The following is an 18997-nucleotide window of genomic DNA, read 5'->3' as shown; positions in this document are numbered from 1 at the left end:
AGGCTTTTGTCATGTTAGTGCGATTCCAAATAGAATAAATAAAATGAGTGATATTCCGGCTGCAATCAGAGCATACGGGAGCTGAGTTCGAGTGTGTTCTTGGACGCTGCATCCGCTCGCCATGGCAGAGATAATGGTAGTGTCGGAGATAGGGGAGCAGTGATCGCCGAAGACTCCGCCCGATATGGCCGCGCCCATTGCCAGTGCGATCGGAGCATCGAGACCGACAGAGAGGGGAATCGCGATGGGGAGCATGATACTAAAGGTGCCCCAACTTGTCCCCGTTGCAAAGGCGATAATCGCCGCCAGAACAAAAATAGCCCCCGCCAAATACTCTCTAGGGAGATAATCACCGATAAACGAGGCGAGATATTGCCCCACGTGCATATCCGAACTCACTCCGCCGATGGCAAAGGCAAACAGCAAAATAGCGGCTATCGGAGCCATTGATTTCGCTCCGCTCAAAGCGGCAGATAAAAACTCACGGGTAGTAAGAGCATTTTTAAACCGGTAATATCCCAGCATCAGTATCAAAGTGATGAGAAGGGTGTAAAAGATAGAGGTTGAGCCTGAACCTTTGAAAATATCTCCCTCTCCCGTGATAAACATAAAAGTAATGACCCCTCCGATCATCCACGCCATCGGCCATAAAAATAGCCCAATATCTCCCTTTGCATCCTCACATTCGATTTGGGGAGGGGTAATAGCCGCATGGCGCATGGGACCTATATCGATCTCATACCACACGGCGATAAAGGTGACGATGAGAGCCATAAAGGCATAAAAATTAAAGGCGATGGATTGAACTAACCATGTCGCACTCTCTCCCGCAATCAGCCCTGCGGTGATTTGTCCCCCGATCAGTCCGAGTAAAAGGGCACCCCAACCGTTGAGTGGGATCAGTGAGCATACGGGAGCTGAGGTCGAATCACAGACAAAAGCGAGTTTGGCACGACTGATTCCGTGACGATCACAAAAAGGGCGCCCGATGGCACCCGCAACGAGTGACGTGATGGAGGATTCGATAAATACGATAATCCCGGCGATAAAACTGGGCATCAGCGCACCCCGTTTGGTTTTGACAATAGAGCGTTTAACGCTCAGTTCATGTACTAGACCGTTGACCCCGCCGCTTCGCTCAATAAGGGTCATAACCGAACCCACCATGATCGCAAAAGCGAGGGTCTTGAGTACCCACCCCTCACTCAGTAGTCCTCCAAAACGCTCAAAGCCTAGGATAAGTCCAGTAAGGGGATGAAAATCGGCAATAATAAACTCACCGACGAGAACCGCCATAGCGAGTGCAATAAAAACGGAACGGCTGAAAAAAGCGAGGAGGATAGCGATGAGCGGAGGGATTAACCCTAAAATTCCATATTCTATAAGAGATCCTTACAATATCATTTGCAGACGCATAATTCCGGCACGGTCGAATTGCTCTTTATAGTACTCGCTCCGTTTTTCATCGATAACACTGAATCCCAATTTTTTGTAGATCATTTCATTCTCTACAGAGCCGATTTCGATTGCCGTTTGGACTTTGCGGTACCCTTTGAGACGGGCGGTGAGCATACTTTTTCCGATGAGTTCTTTAAAGACGTCAAGGCTTTTAAACTCCGGCTTGATCAGCATAAAATCGAGGACAAACGTTTTGTTGTCTACTTCCCCCTCGCACAGTAGATACGCGGCGATCCGTTCGTGATAGGTTTCATCAAACCCGATCTCTTCGAGCGCTTTGGAAAAAATTTCATGGGTAGCGATACGGGGTTCGTATCCGCAGATGGTTCCGGCAAGTGCACCATCGGAGAGGGCGATAAAAAAGTTGGAGAAGTGACAATAACTTTTGGTGTTTGTGAGGGATAAGCGTTTGAGATTGTCTAAAAGAGCTTCATTATCAGAGGTATTGAAAACCAGATCGAACAATCCGATTTTCTTTCCTCCACGGGAACTTTCCAACAATGCTTGGGCAATAATGTCAATATCCGCCTCCGTTGCTTTACGAACCGTTATTGCCATTATTGCCTCACTCTTGCGATTTTCAATATGCTATACTACCTAACTTTAAAATAAACTAAGAAAAATGAGATGTTGAAAATAACTTTGTCCCTTTTCCTTTCGTCTTCACTTTTTATGGTCGTTGCATCAGAGCAATTGGTAGTGGTACTCTCAAGCGAGCTCAATGCGACTAAAGCGTCGATGCAGCGGTATGAGAAGCAAGAGCAGTGGGTTAAAATCGGCGATCAAACCCCCGTGACGCTAGGACGAAGCGGTTTGGGATACGTTGCGTTTAAAGAGCCTCTTAAAAATGAGGGAGACGGGCGCTCTCCCGCGGGAGTATTCCCCATTACGGCAGCGTTCGGTTACGATCAAAATACGACGTTTAAACTTCCCTACTGGTATGCGGACGACAATCTTTATTGTGTGGATGATATAAATGACTCCCGCTATAACAAAATGCTCCGTATTTATGACAAAAGTTCTCTCCCCTCTAGTTACGAAACGATGCACCGATCCGACGGTGTTTATCGCTACGGCGCGGTGATCGGATACAACGATACGGCACAACGCGGTCGCGGTTCATGTATTTTTATCCATCTTAACCATTCGGACAAGCATCCTACATCGGGTTGCAGTGCGATGGATGAAGCGCCGCTTCTTGAATTGCTTAAATGGTTAGACCCTGTGAAAAAGCCGCAGATAGTGCAAGTGTTAAAAAGTGAATGTGGGAAATACCGAGAAGAGTTCGAGGGGATAAAGTGTGAGTAAGTGTCACTCCCGCGAAGGCGGGAGTCTAGCTGGATTCCCGCCTTCGCGGGAATGACGATGTGTTAGTTGTTAACAACATCCACTTTAGGAGTTTTTGCTGTAGAAGCCGGAAGCATCGGATAAACGACAGTCGGTTTTTTACCCTCTAGCGCTTTTAGGAATGTTTCGATCTCAGCTGTCTCTGTATCGCTCAAAGTAACACCGAGTTGGATACGCCCCATCTCTTTGATCGCTTCGTTAAGCGTTGCCATTTGTCCGTTGTGGAAATACGGGGCGGTTTGTGTCACGTTACGCAAAGTCGGTACACGTACCATACCGTTTTTATCCCCTTTGAAATCTCCTACGTTCATGTGTTTATACGGAGCGACCACACCGAAAGCCTGCATGGTTCCACCGAGTGCGATGTCGTTGTGACAGGTAGCACACCCTTTGGTAATAAAGGTTTTAAGCCCTTTTTGCTCCGCAGTACTCAACGCATTTTTCTTCCCGTTCAAGAAATCATCATAGCGTGATGGAGTAACGAGAGTGCGCTCGAACACGGCGATGGTATCGGCTACTTTAGCAAAATCGATTTTGACATCTTTACCGTACGCTTTTTTGAACATAGCGACGTATTCAGGCATTGAGTTAACTACACCTTCAACAAATGCTTTCGGTGCTGCCATCTCAGGTCCCGCTTGGATCGGTCCTTGAGCTTGGTCTTCGAGATGAGGTGAACGCCCGTCCCAGAACTGTTGGCTGTAGAATACGGCATTGTAAACTGTCGGTGAGCTCAAACCGTGCGGATTGGAGGTCCATTTGTGTCCGATTGCCGAAGCCATACCGTCTGTTCCGCCGATAGCGAGGTTATGACAGCTGTTACAGCTAATCAAACCGCTTTTAGAGAGGCGTGGTTCGAAATAGAGCATTTTCCCCAGTTCCGCTTTAGCCGAAGTGGTCGGATTTTTTGGATTAGAGGTGAGTTTTTCAAGAGCTTTAGCGGATGAGGGGATCGGTTTTAAACCGGCGGATTTGGCTTCATCTACGAGCGAAGCGCCCATAACCGATGTCGCAACGATTGCGGAAAGAAGTAATGTTTTCATGGTGAATCCTTGTGGTATTTGGATTAGGAATGAAAATTGTAGCACAATAACCTAAAGGAAAATTTTTATCCTTTAGTTAATGCGACTTCTTGCATTACCGTTGAGCGTTTCGAGTGTTCCAGTCGTCGGCACGCTGATTCAAATGCCCCACTTTCGCCCACGAGAATGCAATGTTTTTTTGCCCGTGTGAGCGCCGTATAGAGGAGTTTGGTATTGAGCATAATGTGGTGTGAAAAACTCATCACCATCACAACCTGCTCGTATTCCATCCCCTGAACTTTGTGGACACTCAATGCATAAGAGAGGTTCAGATAATCGCTGATTTGATCATATTTATAGTGGACGATCAGCTCTTCATTGGGGTAATAGACATAACAGAGTTCCTCTTCCTCATCGAGTCGGAAAATAAGACCGCACATCCCGTTAAATATCCGCCGCTCACTCGGATCATTTCTCTCTTTAAACTCTTCTGGGGTCGTGGAGGGGAGGTTTTCATTTTTGGTGTGCACCACTTTGTCGTGGAGCCCAAACTCCCCTTTGAGCGTTTTGACTTTTTTCTTCGGATTCGGGTTGAAATAGCTTTGCAACAAGAGGTTGAGATTATCGACCCCCAGTGCATTGCCTCTCATAGGTGAGATCACCTGAAAGGCACTGAGGTATTCGCGTATCTGTTTGGATTCGAGCTTTTCGCGCGACTCAGAGAGATATTTCAAAGTGACATCGGCGATAGCCGCCAACGTATTGTGGGCGTGGGTTTTGAGTACCTCTTCGAATTCGGTTGCCGTGAGAGAATTTTTGAGGGCATAGCGGTTGGGGAGATCGACATTCAAAAAGGTAAAGTCTTCATAGCTCTCTTGATAATTGGGGATTATCCCTTTTCGAACCTCGTTGGCGATCAGGGCGATTGCTTGATCGGGGCTTTGGCGGTAGATTTGGGTGAGCATCACCGTCGGGGCGAGGTTTAGGGCAATCGCATCGCTAAGCGGACTTCCCGCTCCGATAGGGGGGAGCTGTGCATCATCGCCGACGATAATCACCGTTGCATCGCGATCAATCTTCGCCATCAGCCGTGCAAAGAGCATCGAGTTGATCATCGAGGCTTCATCGATCAAGATCACCTGAAAAGGCATCGTGTCGTGCGATTCGAATCGCACCAGCAGACTTTGAATCGTAGAACTTTGATAGCCGCTGCGCTCCCGTATCCGTTGAGAGGCGATACCGCTCAAAGCACACGTCATAATGAGGCTCGGTTCATGGCGGGTGGATAGCAGATCGAGGAGCGCTTTGGCGGTAGTACTTTTCCCCGTTCCGGCGTACCCGACAAGCAAGATAAGTCCTGCACCGCGATTAATGAGTTCCAAGGCGCTAAATTGCTGTTCACCGAGGGTGAGAGCATGAGCTTCACAAAATGCTCTTAGATCATCACAAAGAGGTTCATGCGTATTTTTACCTCGACGTTTAAACTGCTCTATCAGGAGTGTTTCGGCTTCATAAATTCGGGTTGGGGAGAGTTTGGAACTGGGGAGTAACGTAATGCTCCCCTCTCGCAGACGGTCATCGAGTGCCTCTTCGTAGGTACGTTGATCCCCTAATGCTACGAGGAGATCGAGTTTGGCAAAAAGGGCATTTTTTTCGATACAGCTGTTCCCCTCAGAGTCGCAGTATTCACTGAGGGTATACTCCATTGCCGCTTGAATACGCCGCTCATCATCCGCGCTTAGCCCCATATTCAGGGCGATCTCATCGGCTTTTTTAAACCCGATCCCGTTGATTCGCATTAGGCCGTAGGGGTTGTGTTTGATCGCTTCGATAGGATCTTTGAGCTCTTTTAACGCTCCGGCTATGAGTCGCAGAAGCGCGGGGGTGACTCCGTAGGGAGCCAAAAATTCTCCCAATGCTCTCATGGAGCGAAACTGCTTCCATCCGCTGGAGAGTTTGAGAAGACGCTTCTCATTCATCCCTTTGATTTCGAGGAGGCGATCACAATCGTTATCCAATATATCGATGAGCCCCTCGGTTCCGTACTTCTCGATCAGTTCGGCAGTGAGTTTTTTGGTAAAGCCTTTGACGACGCGGTTGAGAAAAAAGAAGAGTTCGTTTTGGTTGACGATGAGACTCTGGGCTTTAAACGTCCGCCCGTGCTGAGCGTGTTCTTCCCATGAACCTTTGAGGGTCACCGCCGCATCTTTGAGATTATCGACATCGCTCTCGTAGTAGTGGGCGCTGATTTTATCCCCCCCTTTGAGCGCGGCGATGAAAAAGCCGTTGTTTTGGTAGATGATCCGATCAATCTGACCGATGAGGGTTTGCATCACGCTTTTACGCGGAGGTTTCTTTCCTCTTCTTGTGATTTATACAACTCTGCACACCCTTTGGCGAGTTCACGGATTTTGAGGATGTAGTTGGCACGTTCTGTTACCGAGATCGCTTTGCGCGCATCGAGGGTGTTAAACGTATGGGACGCCATCATGCACAGATCATACGCAGGGAGGGGAAGCTCGGCATCGAGGCACCGTTTGCACTCGGCGGCTTTAGCTTCAAACTCGTGAAAAAGCATTGCCGTATCGGCGATTTCGAAGTTGTATTTTGAAAACTCGATCTCACCCTCTTTGTGGATGTCGCGATAGAGGGTTTGTCCGAATTTATTCTCGCTCCATACGATGTCAAATACCGTGTCGACTCCCTGTAGATACATTGCCAGACGCTCCGTACCGTAGGTGATTTCAACGGCTACGGGATCACACGTTACTCCGCCCACTTGCTGAAAATAGGTGAATTGAGTCACTTCCATACCATTCAGCCACACTTCCCAGCCCAAGCCCCAAGCGCCGAGCGTCGGAGATTCCCAGTTGTCTTCAACGAAACGGATGTCATGATCTTTGAGGTTTAGACCGAGGTATTCGAGACTTTTGAGATAAAGCTCTTGGATATTCTCAGGACTTGGTTTGATGAGGACTTGAAACTGATAGTAGCTTCCCAAACGGTTCGGATTCTCTCCGTAACGACCGTCTGTCGGGCGTCGGCTCGGTGCGACATAGGCAACCGACCACGGTTTGGAATCGAGTGAGCGAAGAAACGTTGCAGGGTGAAAAGTCCCCGCACCGGCGGCAATGTCATAAGGCTGTACTATGGCACACCCTTGGTCGTTCCAAAATTGTTGAAGTTTTAAAAGCATATCACCGAACGTAATCATACATATTTCCCGTAAAAAAAGTTCGCTATTATAACTCAGTCTATCTTACAGACAATAGAACCGATCTCGTGGCCCAGCGAAGCGGCAACAACGGAGCACTTTACTTTGAGTAAAAAGCAGATATTACGCCGCTTTTGCGGAGTCATACATTCATAATTTCCCATCCCTTTGGCGATAATCAGATCGGCATGATCAAAGAGCTTTCGGGCTTCAGCGGAAGCGAGTTCATAGACAAATCCGGGAGTCGGAACACCGCTATCCATGAGGGTGCATATTTTATCGATCCCTGCTTCCTGTGCCTCTTTCATGGTGACGTCATTGATGATCGGTTTTCCCCGTACCAAATAGGTAACATGGATGTGCGGATAGAACTTTTGGAGAAAGCGGATCGCCAATGCATCAAAGAGGTGTTCTCCCGCATTGTCCCCGATATAGAGGAGTGTTTTTGCCTGTGAGAGGGTAGCGCGCAACGTTTCGGTATCATCGTGGGCAAAGGGGATATTAAAGACCGACATAATCGCCTCATGCAGATCAAAACTCACTTCGGCGGCGAGATCGATCACATTGCCGACTACGGCAGTTTTGAGGATAGCGATGAGCGGATCATCACTGTTTTGGATCGTTTCTTCTAAAAAAGGGGTATAGGTTTTAGCCTGCGCTGAGGCGTGTTGTTTTTGCTCTTCGTACAAATCATCACTCTGAGCGAGAATAGCCATTTGCTCGTACAGCGGTGCGGCGATAACGGGCGGTGAGAGGGTAAAATCGGCATTTTGAAGAGCCGTTTCGACGTAGCTGATTATCTGCTTACTAAGCGTTTCGTCGGCATGGATTGCTTCGCAAACTCTTTTGCTCTGGGCAGTGATACACCCTATACATTCGCTCTGGATCGTCATTGAGCGGCGTGATCGTCGATGACTTTGCCCCACATCAGTTTGTATTTACGGCGCATAAACTCTACCTCTTGTTGAGAGAGTTTGAGCTGTTCGGTGAGGGTAGCGATTGTGTTTCGATCCTCTTCATAGAGCTCTTGGAGAGAGGAGAGGGCGTCTTTGAGAAATTCGTTCTCATTTTTGATCGATTCGATCGTCTCCTCTTTGGCTACGAGGACTTTTTCATGAAGGTTGATGATAGTACCGATGGTTTTTTCGACGAAATTGGCACCCAAGGTTACATCAGCTTGGGAGGCACTCATCTCTTGCAGGGTTGCAGGGACAATACCCGCCATCCCCTGACCCGGATCGATGATCACTTCACCGTCTTCGATAAGGGTAGTGAGCTTTCCGCGAACGATCAGGGCTTCAACAGCACTGCGATCCATATTTGTCATTTGTGCGTATTCGTCGATACTCATCCAACCTTGCATACTCCACCGCCTTCAAATTTTAAATAGTATAGCAAAATGCGTACCCTAATTATAAAATAGTCTCGATCTCTAATGAATCCATTTCCACTTTTTTCGCTTTGGCGATACGATCTTCTTGGAGTTTCATTCGAAGCTCTTCGTTCTCTAACGCTAAAATCTGCATTGCTAGATACGCGGAGTTGATCGCCCCCGCTTTTCCGATAGCGACGGTAGCTACGGGCATACCTGCAGGCATTTGAACGGTAGAGAGGAGTGCATCGATACCGCTGAGAGCCGATGCGCTCATCGGGACACCGATAATCGGTTTGATCGTTTTGGAAGAAAGAACACCTGCCAAGTGTGCCGCCATACCGGCTGCTGCGATAAATACCTGTGCCCCTTTTGCTTCTGCCGCGAGAACGTACTCTTTGGTACGCTCCGGGCTTCGGTGCGCTGATGAGATGATAAGCTCGTATTGAACACCGAACTCTTCGAGGGTCTCTGAACACGATTTCATGACATCAAAGTCACTTTTGCTTCCCATAATAATTGATACGAATTTCATTGAATTGACTCCTTAGGTTTTGAAATTAACATTTGGTAACTGTCCCCATATCTTCGGTGGCGGGGATACGGAAAAAGGTGAAATGAGGCAGAGCGCACGGCAGTTTAAAGCGGTTTAGATTTCCGCTGTGGACTTGATCCCAAACTTTGCCGTTTTCAGCGAGGAGCTGTTTAAATGAGATGTGCCACTCACCGTTTTCTTCCCAAACTTTTCCGATCTCATTATCGATCGGTTCTAGGAGACTCCCCTCAGGGAAGACGAGTTCCATGGTATCGTTCGGGAAAGTTTTGTATTTACACTCGAAATACTCTCCCGACTCATCGACGATGCCGCTCACCTGATGGGTCCCCATCATCATCGAATAATCGAGATTTTGAGTATCGTTTTTTTCAAAAGGGCGGTTGATGAGATAGGCGTCGGTAAATCCCCGATTTTGCATCGTATTTAGCTCTTTTTGATAGCGTTCAGGGTCACTTTTTCCCTCGTAGTAATCATTGATCGCACGGCGGTAGACTTTTGCCGTAATAGCGGCATAGTAGGGTGCTTTAGTACGCCCTTCGATTTTGAGCGAGTCGATGCATCCCGCATCCAAAATCTCTTTGATGTGGCTTGCGAGATTGAGATCTTTGGAATTCATGATATAGGTTCCGACCCCTTCATCTTCAACGAGTTTGAAGAGGGTTCCCGTCTCCGGATTGGCGGCATACATCTCATACGGAAAGCGGCAGTCATTGGCACAGCTTCCACGGTTCGGTACCCGTCCGCTTTGGAGTGTCGAGATCAAACATCGGCCGCTGTAGGCGAAACACATCGAACCGTGTACGAATACTTCGATCTCCAAATCGGGGAGCTCTTTTTTGATCTCTTTGAGGTCTTTGAGCGAAATTTCCCGTGCGGCGATGATGCGGCGCGCCCCCATATCGTAGTACACCTGAGCGTCTAGGACATTCATAACATTGGCTTGCGTTGAGAGGTGCAAGGGTATCTGAGGTGCAATCTGGTGGGCAAGTTTCAATACACCGGGCGTTGCGACGATAAACGCATCGGGCTTGAGTGAAGCCATAGTGGCAATATGCTCTTTGAGAAGTTTGAGTTGGGAATTAAAAGGAAATCCGTTGATCGTGACGTAGACTTTACGGCCTCGTGCGTGGGCGTAGTCGATCCCCTCTTTGAAGCTCTCCAAATCGAACTCTTTGCCCGAACGGATACGGAGCGAGAAGTGGCTCACACCGCCGTATACGGCATCTGCCCCGAAATCGATAGCGATTTTTAATTTTTCTAAATTCCCCGCAGGGGAGAGGAGCTCGACTTTTTTCAATATGACTCTCTTGTGGTCAAAAATAGTGAGCAGATTGTATCGTTTTGTTTATTTATTTTTGCCCAAACGAAGCAAGTAATGCTTCGATATCATCACTGCTTACGACATCTTCGGTTGTTGTATCACCGTGGATGTGAACCGCTGAACTTACCCGTTTGCTATCATCGATTTTTCCGGAAAATAGGTGGTTCATATAGGTTGAGAGGGCACGCATAACGTTGATAACCCGCTCGATTTTTTGACGATGAATATCTTGGTATTGCATAATATCCATGATGTTCATAATGGTGTCTCCGCCGTTTTGAAGCATCTCTAAAATATCGTTAAGCCCTTGTGATGCGTTTTCATTTTCAGCCAATTGAGTTTTAAATGCTTCAATATGTGGGAATTTCTCACTTAGGGTGCTAAAGAGGTCTATATTGCTTTTAATAATCGCTTGGAGTGCTTTGACATCTTTTTCCCCTTTGCCCAGATCATTACTGATCCCTTCGATGAGGTCAAATATTTGAGTCGCTTTTTGTTCACTCTCTTTGGTGACATCATCGAGCTGATGCACCATCTTGTTGTCATCCGTCGGCGGTGGCGGCGGCCAGCTGTGCAATGCGGAAACACGGTATTTATCAACATCGGTTTCATTGTAGTATTGATGTTCTTGAGGCTCTTCTGAAGATTCAGGAAGTTCGGCCGTTTCTTCTGCTTCTTCGAACCCGACATCCAAATCTACATCACCATTCATTAGCGCATCTAACTCTTCTTGCGTCATGATCTCTATCCTCAACGATTTTTTTAAAATTGCACTATAATAACATTAAAACGATAATTTTTTCTTAGGGAATATTTATGAAAGTTGATCTTCATAACCACACGGTGCTATGCAACCATGCTACAGGAACCGTAGCGGAGTATGTCGAAGCCGCTATCGCATGCCAAACCAAATACTTCGGATTTTCCGATCATGCGCCGATGCATTATGATCCTACGTACCGGATGCGTTTTGACCAAATGGATGTATATGAGTCTTGGATAAAAGAAGCGCAAGAACAATATGGCTCAAAAATCACCGTTTTACTGGGGTATGAGATCGACTATCTCCCCGGATATATGGAGGCGAGTGTATTAGATCGACCGTGCGATTATTTGATCGGAAGCGTCCATTTTATTGACGATTGGGGGTTTGATAATCCAGAATTTATCGGGCGATACGCGGGAGCGGATATTGATGAAATTTACCGACGTTATTTTGCATTGGTCGAATCGATGGCGATGAGCGGGAAATTTGATATTGTCGGTCATTTAGACCTTCTCAAAGTGTTCAAATATCTCCCGACTAAAGATATTCGTCTATTGGCAGGTGGGGCATTGGCAGCGATTAAAAAAGCGAATATGTCGATAGAGATCAATGTCTCAGGATACCGAAAACCCATTAGCGAAGCTTACCCGTCTCCTCTTTTGATGGAGCAAATCGCCGAATTAGAGATACCGATTACGTTCGGTTCGGATGCCCACTGCAAAGAGCAGGTAGGTTTATACACAGAGCAAGTCGAAGCATTGGCACGTTCCGTAGGATATGACAAATGTGCCCTTTACCGTGGCAGAGATCGAGAAATGATTAAATTTTAACCACTCTACACTCTTCATTTTTTGTCAGAATTTGCTATACTGCTTTCACTTTAATATTTTCAGGAGTTTTGCATGGGTAAATTCGTAAACAATGTCGACGAGTTTTTCAGTTTTTGTAAAGAGAACGATGTTCAATTTGTTGATTTTCGCTTCACCGATATGAAAGGGACATGGCACCACGTTAGCTATCGCATGAGTGCGGTTAATGCAGGCCATTTTACCGGCGGTTTGCCGTTTGACGGTTCGTCTATCGATGCTTGGCAGCCGATCAACCGTTCGGATATGTTGTTGAAACCGGACGCAGAATCTGCGTTTATGGACCCTTTTACCGCTGATCCGACCATTATCGTTTTCTGTGACGTTTATGATATTTACAAAGGACAAGCTTACGAAAAATGTCCTCGTGCAATCGCTAAAAAAGCGCTTGAGCACCTTGCAAATGCGGGTGTCGGTGACGTAGCTTATTTCGGACCTGAAAATGAATTCTTCGTATTCGACGATGTTAAAATTCGCGACGAAGTAAACTGCTCATACTACGAAGTGGACACTGAAGAGGGTTCATGGAATGATGCAAAAGATTTCAAAGACGGTTTCAACACCGGTCACCGCCCACGTACTAAAGGCGGATACTTCCCGGTAGCGCCGATCGATACTATGGTTGATCTTCGTGCTGAGATGATGTTGGCATTGGAACAAGTTGGTCTTGAAGTTGTTCTCGGTCACCACGAAGTTGCACAAGGTCAAGGGGAAATCGGTATCGTTTTCGGAACCTTGGTTGAAGCGGCTGACAACGTTCAAAAACTTAAATACGTTATCAAAATGGTTGCTCACCTTAACGGCAAAACCGTTACTTTCATGCCTAAACCGCTTTACGGAGACAACGGTAACGGTATGCACGTTCACCAATCAATCTGGAAAGACGGCAAAAACACATTCTACAAAGAGGGCGGTTACAGCAACTTGTCTGAAACAGCATTGCATTATGTAGGTGGTATTTTTGCTCATGCTCGCGCGGTTGCGGCGTTCACTAACCCATCAACTAACTCATACAAACGTCTTATCCCTGGATTTGAAGCACCGTCAATCTTGACATACTCAAGCCAAAACCGTTCTGCTTCTTGCCGCGTTCCATACGGTGCGGGTGAAAAAGCAACACGTATCGAAATGCGTTTCCCAGATTCAACTTCATGCCCATACCTTGCGTTTACCGCAATGTTGCTCGCAGGTCTAGATGGTATCAAAAACAAAACTGTTCCGGTTGGACCGATGGACGAAGATTTGTTCGAACTCACGTTGAATGAAATCCGTGAAAAAGGTATCCAACAAATGCCACACACACTACGTGGTGCATTGGAATCATTGATCCGTGATAACGACTTCTTGAAACCGGTTATGACTGATGAGTTCATCGATACCTATCAAAACTACAAATTTGAAACACAAGTATGGCCTGACGAAGCTCGTCCTACTGCGTTCGAATTCAAATCTACTTACTCTTGTTAATCTTCTGTGTGGGGTGAAAGCCCTGCACGCTTTTTCTTCACTTAACTAATACATATTTTTTTATTTGTCCTTTTCTGTTTAGTCAGAAAAGTACCAAAAGATCATACCGTGATCCAAGAACGCTCATTCCTCTCGGCACTGCTGCCTACGGAATGGCTCTATGAGTTGGATCACTGGAATTTTATAATAATGCCCTCACACCACACCAAGAGCAAGGTCGTGTGCAGTAGTGCACAAACGTACCGCCAGCGTTTTGGTGTGAGGGCGATTTTCTTTTGCTACTTTTCTTGTTAAAAAGAAAAGTAGAGAGCAAGATTAGTTTGGAAGTTTTGGACCGGCAGCAGAGTAATCGAAATCACTATTACCGTCTGTATATTTTTGGAAGTTTTTGATGAAAAGCGCTGCTAAATTATCGCGTTGAACAAGATACGCATCACGATCTGCCCATGCATTGCGAGGGTTTAGGATAGTCGGATTAATGTCTCCGAGAGTTTTAGGGATATGGAAACCGAAGGTATTCGTAGTATCGAATTCACTCTCTTGGATAGAACCATCTAAGATTGCATTGATACACGCACGGGTGTCTTTGATACTCATACGTTTACCGACACCATATCCGCCCCCTGTCCATCCGGTATTGACCAAATAGACATTTACGCCGTGCTGATCGATTTTTTCACCGAGAAGTTTTGCATAGACAGTCGGATGCAACGGCAAGAACGCTTCACCGAAACATGAACTGAACGTTGCGACAGGTTCAGTGATTCCGCGCTCTGTACCCGCAACTTTTGCCGTATAGCCGCTGAGGAAGTAGTACATTGCTTGCTCTTTGGTAAGTTTACTTACCGGAGGCAATACACCGAATGCATCGGCAGAGAGAAAAATGATGTTTTTAGGGTGAGCCGCCATGAGGGACGGCTGATGGTTGTCGATGTGCTCGATTGGATACGAGACACGGGTATTTTCCGTTTTAGAACCGTCGGTATAATCGACGATTCCGTCTTCATCGTATACGACATTTTCTAAAAGCGCATTGCGGCGAATCGCGTTATGGATTTCTGGTTCGCTGGACGGATCGAGATTGATCACCTTCGCGTAACATCCCCCCTCGAAGTTGAAAACACCCTCATCATCCCATCCGTGTTCATCGTCACCGATGAGTGCGCGTTTAGGATCGGTGGAGAGAGTTGTTTTCCCCGTACCGCTGAGTCCGAAGAATAGACAGGTATCGCCCGCCGCTCCGACATTCGCAGAACAGTGCATGGAGAGCTTGCCCTCTAGTGGAAGCCAGTAGTTCATCATGGAGAAAATCCCTTTTTTCATCTCTCCGCCGTACCATGTTCCGCCGATGATACAGAGATTCGCTTCGACATCAAAAAGGACGAAGACTTCAGAATTTAGACCGTGATTTTTCCATTGTTCGTTTACCGCTTTGCAGGCATTGAGTACGGTAAAAGAGGGTTTAAAGCTTTTCAGTTCCGATTCACTCGGACGGATAAACATATTTTTGACAAAGTGGGCTTGCCATGCGATTTCAGAGACGAAACGTACGGAGCGCTTGCTAGATGCGCTTGATCCGCAAAATACGTCGGTAACATAAAGGTCTTTTCCGGAGAGTTGTTCGCGTGCAACAACGAGAAGCTCATCAAAAACGGCTTTGTCGATTTTTTTGTTGACATCGCCCCACGCAATATATTTATTCGAAGGGTCTTGGTTGACGAAATATTTATCTTTAGGGCTTCGACCGGTAAAAATACCGGTATCGACCATTGTCGCACCGCTTGAAGCTAGCTTACATTCACCGTTATCGAGTTCATGTTGAATCAGCTCATCGAAGCTGAGGTTATGGAAAATTGTTCCACTGTTTTTTATGCCTAACGTCTCAATCTCTGCGGAAATCATGGATTATTTTACCTTTTAGGGCTCATCTGTATACTGTACACAGATGAAGATTTGAAGCTTTCACTTCATTTATGGTGCGAATTATACGCCTACAATTTATAAACGAGAATTAAAGTGGAGGATTATTTGAACTGAGATGCCAATTCGCTCAAAACTTTTTGGGCCAATGTCTCGATCCCGTTGTACTTTTGAAGCTTTACCCCGACGTTGCTCATGCTCTTGGCGGTATTTTTGCATGCCATTTTAACAACGAGATAATCGCAATCCTCGATGGTATCTGCCATCGTATCGTGTGCTTTGATGTGTTCCACGTCACCTTCGTCATGGTCACACGTGTGGTGCTCATCGTGATCGTGGTGATCTTCACCGGCGACTTTTGGATTGGCACGCAATCCTTCTAATGTAAATGTCTTAAACATCCCTCCGTTGAGATTGAATACGGCAAAGTAGGGTGTATGTCCGGCATTACCTGCCATTCTTAAACTATCATCGACTACCGGTACAGCGATTTTCATAAAATTATCCTCAATCTTGTTTTGGAAAATTATGCCATAGTGTACTTAAAATAGGGTATTGGAATACTTCTCATTTTTGATATAATTGCTTTTAATAGAGGTTATCTGAGCCTTGCTTATACAGATTCAAAGAAAAAGAGAGCAGTAGAATTTAATACAAAAGAATAGTTATGATAATTATTTTCAATAATGAAAGGGTTTGATTTGATTAAAAAATTGGAGTTTTATTTTTATAAAAACTTTATAAATAGTCATAGTTTTTATCTAATTATCGCATTTTTAATGTTGGAGATTTATCTTTTTCCTCTCTATTATTTCGGGCAGGATTGTCAGGTAAAAAGTTTTGATAACTTGGATATAGTCTTTCCAACACTCAAAACACTTGTGCATAGTGGTAAAATTTTTGCTCTATCAAGTGAGATTATCCCAAATATGATGGGCGGACTTCCTAGACTTGTTTATGGAACCGAATTTAATGTATATGTGTGGTTATTTTATTTTTTTCCACCATTTATTGCTTATACAATCAACGAAACTCTAATCCATTTTGGTGCGTTTGCGAGTATGTTGATATTATTAAACCGTTATTTTGTTCCTAAGTACCATCATTATCGACTTTTGATTATCTACGGTGTATCGATTATGTTTGCGCTGGCACCATTTTATACGGGGGCGGGGCTTAGTATCCCTTCGATTCCATTGGCGCTATTTGTATTTTTAAATTTTCGTAATGCAATTCAGCGCTGGTACGATTGGCTTTTTATCGTACTCATCCCTTTTTATAGCAGTTTAGTATTGACTTACTTCTTTTTTCTGTTATTGGCAAGTTGGGTCTGGGCTTTTGATACGATTCGTAATCGAAGTGTAAATTGGCATTATTTTGGTGCAATGGTATTAATGTCGGTCATGTTTGTGCTGGTTGAGTACCGTCTTTTTTATGATACCTTTATTCAGCATCTTTTTATATCTCATCGAACAGAATTTGCGTTATTTCAGAGTAATACTCTTTTTGAAACATACCGTAGTGCTCATCAAACATTTTTGAATGGTACGACAGATATGGATACGCGGGCATCAGCGGTTATTGTCCCTTTTATAGCATTGGTTTTGGCCTCTATATTTGTAAGAAAACGGCTTTCATGGTATATGTCATTCATAGTAATTGGTTCTTTTTTGATGTGGATACTTTTTCCGAATTTTGTAGAAGTTATTCTGGGAAATCGATATGTGATTCCCAGCTTGATAATCTTGCTCTCAGGTCTCATGGTATTTAAAAAACAATACCGTGCATTTGCGGCTACTGTGATGATTGTATTGATTTTTTCATTTTGGCATGGATTTTGGTTTTATGAAGGGACAGGGAAGCTTTCTCAAACAATTCATATTTTACGAGAGTTTAACTTTGCTCGTATCGCATTGCTTCAGATGGCTGTTTGGATGATTGCTGTAGCTTTAGGATTTGTGATTATCACACGCAAAATTCGTTTTGCTCCTATACTAATTATCGGTGTGGTACTTTTCCACTCGTATGTTATGCTCAACATCAGACCCTATAAAGCATCTGATTCACCGTTTACTTATCGAGCTTATTTTGCTAAAGATGTATTTGATAAAATTAAAGCATTTATCGGTAAAGATCCCTCGACGTATCGCGTGGGTAGCATAGGATTTGAACCAGCTATTAGCATTTATAACGGGCTATATACAATTGATGGATATGTCACAAGTTATCCATTAGAGTATAAATATCGTTTTTATGAGATTACAAAAAATAGCCTTTCAACCGACGAGGGAAATCGAAAGCTATTTTTGGGGTGGGGGAGTAAATGTTATTTATTTGATGGCGGTGAATCGAGTTTGTATTTTCGTCCCGAAGCTACCGTGAAAAAACTATCACTAAATTTTGAAGCGTACAAAGCTGTCGGTGGAGATTATCTTTTATCAACACACCGTATAGAAGCGTCACAAATGAAGCATTTGGTGTTTTTAAGTGAATTTTCCGGCAAAGATACTTTTTGGAAGTTTTATCTTTATCGAGTTGATTTATCCAAAAAATGAAAGACCTATACGAATATAAGTCTTTTTTGTTTTTTATTAGTTTCACTACATTACTTCTTTATTTAGTACCTTTGGTACTTTATGGTGAAACTAATTATATCCGTGTCCACGACAATCTCGATATTATGGTTCCTACCTTAAAAATATTGGCGAATAGTGGAATGATCTTTAGCGGTTCATCGGAAATTATCCCCAATATGATGGGTGGATTGCCACGGTTGGTGTATGGAAGTGAGTTCAATTATCTCCTTTGGTTGTTTTTCTTTTTTAAGCCATTTACCGCGATTGTTATTAATGAAATCATGATTCACCTCATCGCCTATGTGAGTATGATGGTATTATTGACGCATCTATTTCGCAATGAAACGGAAGAGTATAAAACCTTAGTTATTCATGGGGTATCTTTACTCTTTGCATTGACTCCATTCTTTGCTACGACGGGATTAGGTGTTGCTTTGCTCCCCTTTGCCCTCTATCTCCTTTTGGTCATCCGATTACATCAGGATCGATGGTTTCATTGGATAGGGTTGGTAATCATCCCATTTTTTAGTAATTTCATATTGATCTACCTCTTCTTTTTAATGACGGTTACTCTATTCTTTAGTGCTGAAATGGTAGTAAAAAAAGAGTTCCATCGAAAACTTTTTTGGGCATTTGGGATGACACTAATCCTATTTTTAGTAATTGAGTATCGGCTTGTGGTTGAGATGTTTTTTAGCCAGGGATTTGTTTCTCACCGAAGCGAATTTGTCCGAAAATCAGTTGATTGGTTCGGTGCATATCGTGGTGCCCATAATGCATTTCTATACGGTCAGGTTCATTCGATTAATCTCCAATTTTTTTATCTGTTGGCACTTATGCATTTGGCTTTAATTTTTGTATGGTTCAAAAGTGACCTATCGCAGAGAATATCTTGGATGACAATAGTCATTTTTTCTCTTTCATTATTTAGTGGGATGTGGGAAATAGTATTGATGTCGCAGTATTATCTGATAAGTATGGTGGGACTTGTCATTGCATCGTTGGTCTTTATGAAAAAAAATCGCCTTTTTTTAGGATTTTTGGCATTTTCTTTATGGAGCTCTGTATGGTATGGTGTTTGGTATTATCAGGGGTGGATCGAATTTTCACAT

Annotated in this window: 17 protein-coding genes; 5 read left to right on the top strand and 12 right to left on the bottom strand. The window is 44.6% G+C overall.

Features of this window, described 5'->3' with window-relative positions; all coding sequences use genetic code 11:
- Positions 1-9 precede the first annotated feature (9 nt).
- Positions 10-1296 (bottom strand): Na+/H+ antiporter NhaC family protein, encoded by a 1287-nt coding sequence (locus VFW36_RS04045; protein ID WP_329657530.1) that lies wholly within the window; start codon positions 1294-1296, stop codon positions 10-12.
- A gap of 96 nt (positions 1297-1392) precedes the next feature.
- Complete coding sequence (locus VFW36_RS04040; protein ID WP_329657529.1) at positions 1393-2016, bottom strand: acyl-CoA acyltransferase; 624 nt, start codon at positions 2014-2016, stop codon at positions 1393-1395.
- A gap of 69 nt (positions 2017-2085) precedes the next feature.
- Here VFW36_RS04040 and VFW36_RS04035 point away from each other — a divergent pair, with 69 nt between their 5' ends.
- Positions 2086-2766, top strand: a complete 681-nt coding sequence (locus tag VFW36_RS04035; RefSeq protein ID WP_329657528.1) for a L,D-transpeptidase family protein — start codon at positions 2086-2088, stop codon at positions 2764-2766.
- Positions 2767-2828: 62 nt separating this feature from the next.
- Here VFW36_RS04035 and VFW36_RS04030 read toward each other — a convergent pair whose 3' ends face one another.
- The 8 genes from VFW36_RS04030 to VFW36_RS03995 all read right to left on the bottom strand — a co-directional run bounded on the left by VFW36_RS04030 (position 2829) and on the right by VFW36_RS03995 (position 11029).
- Complete coding sequence (locus VFW36_RS04030; protein WP_329657527.1) at positions 2829-3848, bottom strand: cytochrome-c peroxidase; 1020 nt, start codon at positions 3846-3848, stop codon at positions 2829-2831.
- A gap of 65 nt (positions 3849-3913) precedes the next feature.
- Complete coding sequence (locus VFW36_RS04025; protein WP_329657526.1) at positions 3914-6160, bottom strand: AAA family ATPase; 2247 nt, start codon at positions 6158-6160, stop codon at positions 3914-3916.
- Positions 6160-7041 carry a glycine--tRNA ligase subunit alpha gene (glyQ, locus tag VFW36_RS04020; RefSeq protein ID WP_329657525.1) on the bottom strand — a complete coding sequence of 294 codons (882 nt, stop codon included), beginning with the start codon at positions 7039-7041 and terminating at the stop codon, positions 6160-6162. The genes VFW36_RS04025 and glyQ overlap by 1 nt, the downstream gene beginning before the upstream one ends.
- A gap of 35 nt (positions 7042-7076) precedes the next feature.
- The gene (locus VFW36_RS04015) at positions 7077-7967 is read right to left on the bottom strand and encodes a damage-control phosphatase ARMT1 family protein (RefSeq protein ID WP_329657524.1); all 891 of its coding nucleotides are present in this window, start codon (positions 7965-7967) and stop codon (positions 7077-7079) included.
- Entirely contained in the window at positions 7931-8404 is a 474-nt protein-coding gene (locus tag VFW36_RS04010; RefSeq protein ID WP_329657523.1) for a DUF3972 domain-containing protein, read from the bottom strand. Before VFW36_RS04010 ends, VFW36_RS04015 begins: the two co-directional genes overlap by 37 nt.
- A 49-nt stretch (positions 8405-8453) precedes the next feature.
- Positions 8454-8948 (bottom strand): 5-(carboxyamino)imidazole ribonucleotide mutase, encoded by a 495-nt coding sequence (gene purE / locus VFW36_RS04005; protein WP_329657522.1) that lies wholly within the window; start codon positions 8946-8948, stop codon positions 8454-8456.
- A 25-nt stretch (positions 8949-8973) separates the two neighbouring features.
- Positions 8974-10266, bottom strand: a complete 1293-nt coding sequence (locus tag VFW36_RS04000) for a peptidase U32 family protein (RefSeq protein ID WP_329657521.1) — start codon at positions 10264-10266, stop codon at positions 8974-8976.
- 52 nt (positions 10267-10318) lie between these two features.
- Positions 10319-11029, bottom strand: coding sequence for a chemotaxis protein (locus tag VFW36_RS03995; protein ID WP_329657520.1), 711 nt, complete (start codon positions 11027-11029; stop codon positions 10319-10321).
- A gap of 77 nt (positions 11030-11106) precedes the next feature.
- Here VFW36_RS03995 and VFW36_RS03990 point away from each other — a divergent pair, with 77 nt between their 5' ends.
- Both VFW36_RS03990 and glnA read left to right on the top strand, forming a co-directional pair.
- Positions 11107-11886: a histidinol-phosphatase gene (locus tag VFW36_RS03990; protein ID WP_329657519.1), complete on the top strand. Its 780-nt coding sequence runs from the start codon at positions 11107-11109 to the stop codon at positions 11884-11886.
- A gap of 72 nt (positions 11887-11958) precedes the next feature.
- Positions 11959-13389, top strand: a complete 1431-nt coding sequence (gene glnA, locus VFW36_RS03985) for a type I glutamate--ammonia ligase (protein WP_329657518.1) — start codon at positions 11959-11961, stop codon at positions 13387-13389.
- A gap of 315 nt (positions 13390-13704) precedes the next feature.
- Here glnA and pckA read toward each other — a convergent pair whose 3' ends face one another.
- Together pckA and VFW36_RS03975 are read right to left on the bottom strand one after the other, a co-directional pair.
- Positions 13705-15291, bottom strand: a complete 1587-nt coding sequence (gene pckA, locus VFW36_RS03980; RefSeq protein WP_329657517.1) for a phosphoenolpyruvate carboxykinase (ATP) — start codon at positions 15289-15291, stop codon at positions 13705-13707.
- Between the two features lie 122 nt (positions 15292-15413).
- A complete protein-coding gene (locus VFW36_RS03975) occupies positions 15414-15806 on the bottom strand; it encodes a hypothetical protein (protein ID WP_329657516.1) in 393 nt (130 codons plus the stop codon).
- Between the two features lie 204 nt (positions 15807-16010).
- Here VFW36_RS03975 and VFW36_RS03970 point away from each other — a divergent pair, with 204 nt between their 5' ends.
- Together VFW36_RS03970 and VFW36_RS03965 are read left to right on the top strand one after the other, a co-directional pair.
- Complete coding sequence (locus VFW36_RS03970) at positions 16011-17864, top strand: DUF6044 family protein (protein ID WP_329657515.1); 1854 nt, start codon at positions 16011-16013, stop codon at positions 17862-17864.
- On the top strand, positions 17861-18997 hold a 1137-nt coding region (locus VFW36_RS03965; RefSeq protein WP_329657514.1), incomplete at its 3' end, for a DUF6044 family protein. The genes VFW36_RS03970 and VFW36_RS03965, both read left to right, overlap by 4 nt.

The sequence above is a fragment of the Sulfuricurvum sp. genome, from assembly GCF_036279695.1.
GTDB lineage: Bacteria > Campylobacterota > Campylobacteria > Campylobacterales > Sulfurimonadaceae > Sulfuricurvum.
This window is presented reverse-complemented; position numbering and strand designations above follow the sequence as displayed.

Excerpts from the sequence above, each read along its gene's own strand:
- VFW36_RS04045 (WP_329657530.1), bottom strand. The coding sequence starts at position 1,296 with ATGGCGGTTCTCGTCGGTGAGTTTATTATTGCCGATTTTCATCCCCTT.
- VFW36_RS04040 (WP_329657529.1), bottom strand. The coding sequence starts at position 2,016 with ATGGCAATAACGGTTCGTAAAGCAACGGAGGCGGATATTGACATTATT.
- VFW36_RS04035 (WP_329657528.1), top strand. The coding sequence starts at position 2,086 with ATGTTGAAAATAACTTTGTCCCTTTTCCTTTCGTCTTCACTTTTTATG.
- VFW36_RS04030 (WP_329657527.1), bottom strand. The coding sequence starts at position 3,848 with ATGAAAACATTACTTCTTTCCGCAATCGTTGCGACATCGGTTATGGGC.
- VFW36_RS04025 (WP_329657526.1), bottom strand. The coding sequence starts at position 6,160 with ATGCAAACCCTCATCGGTCAGATTGATCGGATCATCTACCAAAACAAC.
- glyQ (WP_329657525.1), bottom strand. The coding sequence starts at position 7,041 with ATGATTACGTTCGGTGATATGCTTTTAAAACTTCAACAATTTTGGAAC.
- VFW36_RS04010 (WP_329657523.1), bottom strand. The coding sequence starts at position 8,404 with ATGCAAGGTTGGATGAGTATCGACGAATACGCACAAATGACAAATATG.
- purE (WP_329657522.1), bottom strand. The coding sequence starts at position 8,948 with ATGAAATTCGTATCAATTATTATGGGAAGCAAAAGTGACTTTGATGTC.
- VFW36_RS03995 (WP_329657520.1), bottom strand. The coding sequence starts at position 11,029 with ATGACGCAAGAAGAGTTAGATGCGCTAATGAATGGTGATGTAGATTTG.
- VFW36_RS03990 (WP_329657519.1), top strand. The coding sequence starts at position 11,107 with ATGAAAGTTGATCTTCATAACCACACGGTGCTATGCAACCATGCTACA.
- glnA (WP_329657518.1), top strand. The coding sequence starts at position 11,959 with ATGGGTAAATTCGTAAACAATGTCGACGAGTTTTTCAGTTTTTGTAAA.
- pckA (WP_329657517.1), bottom strand. The coding sequence starts at position 15,291 with ATGATTTCCGCAGAGATTGAGACGTTAGGCATAAAAAACAGTGGAACA.
- VFW36_RS03975 (WP_329657516.1), bottom strand. The coding sequence starts at position 15,806 with ATGAAAATCGCTGTACCGGTAGTCGATGATAGTTTAAGAATGGCAGGT.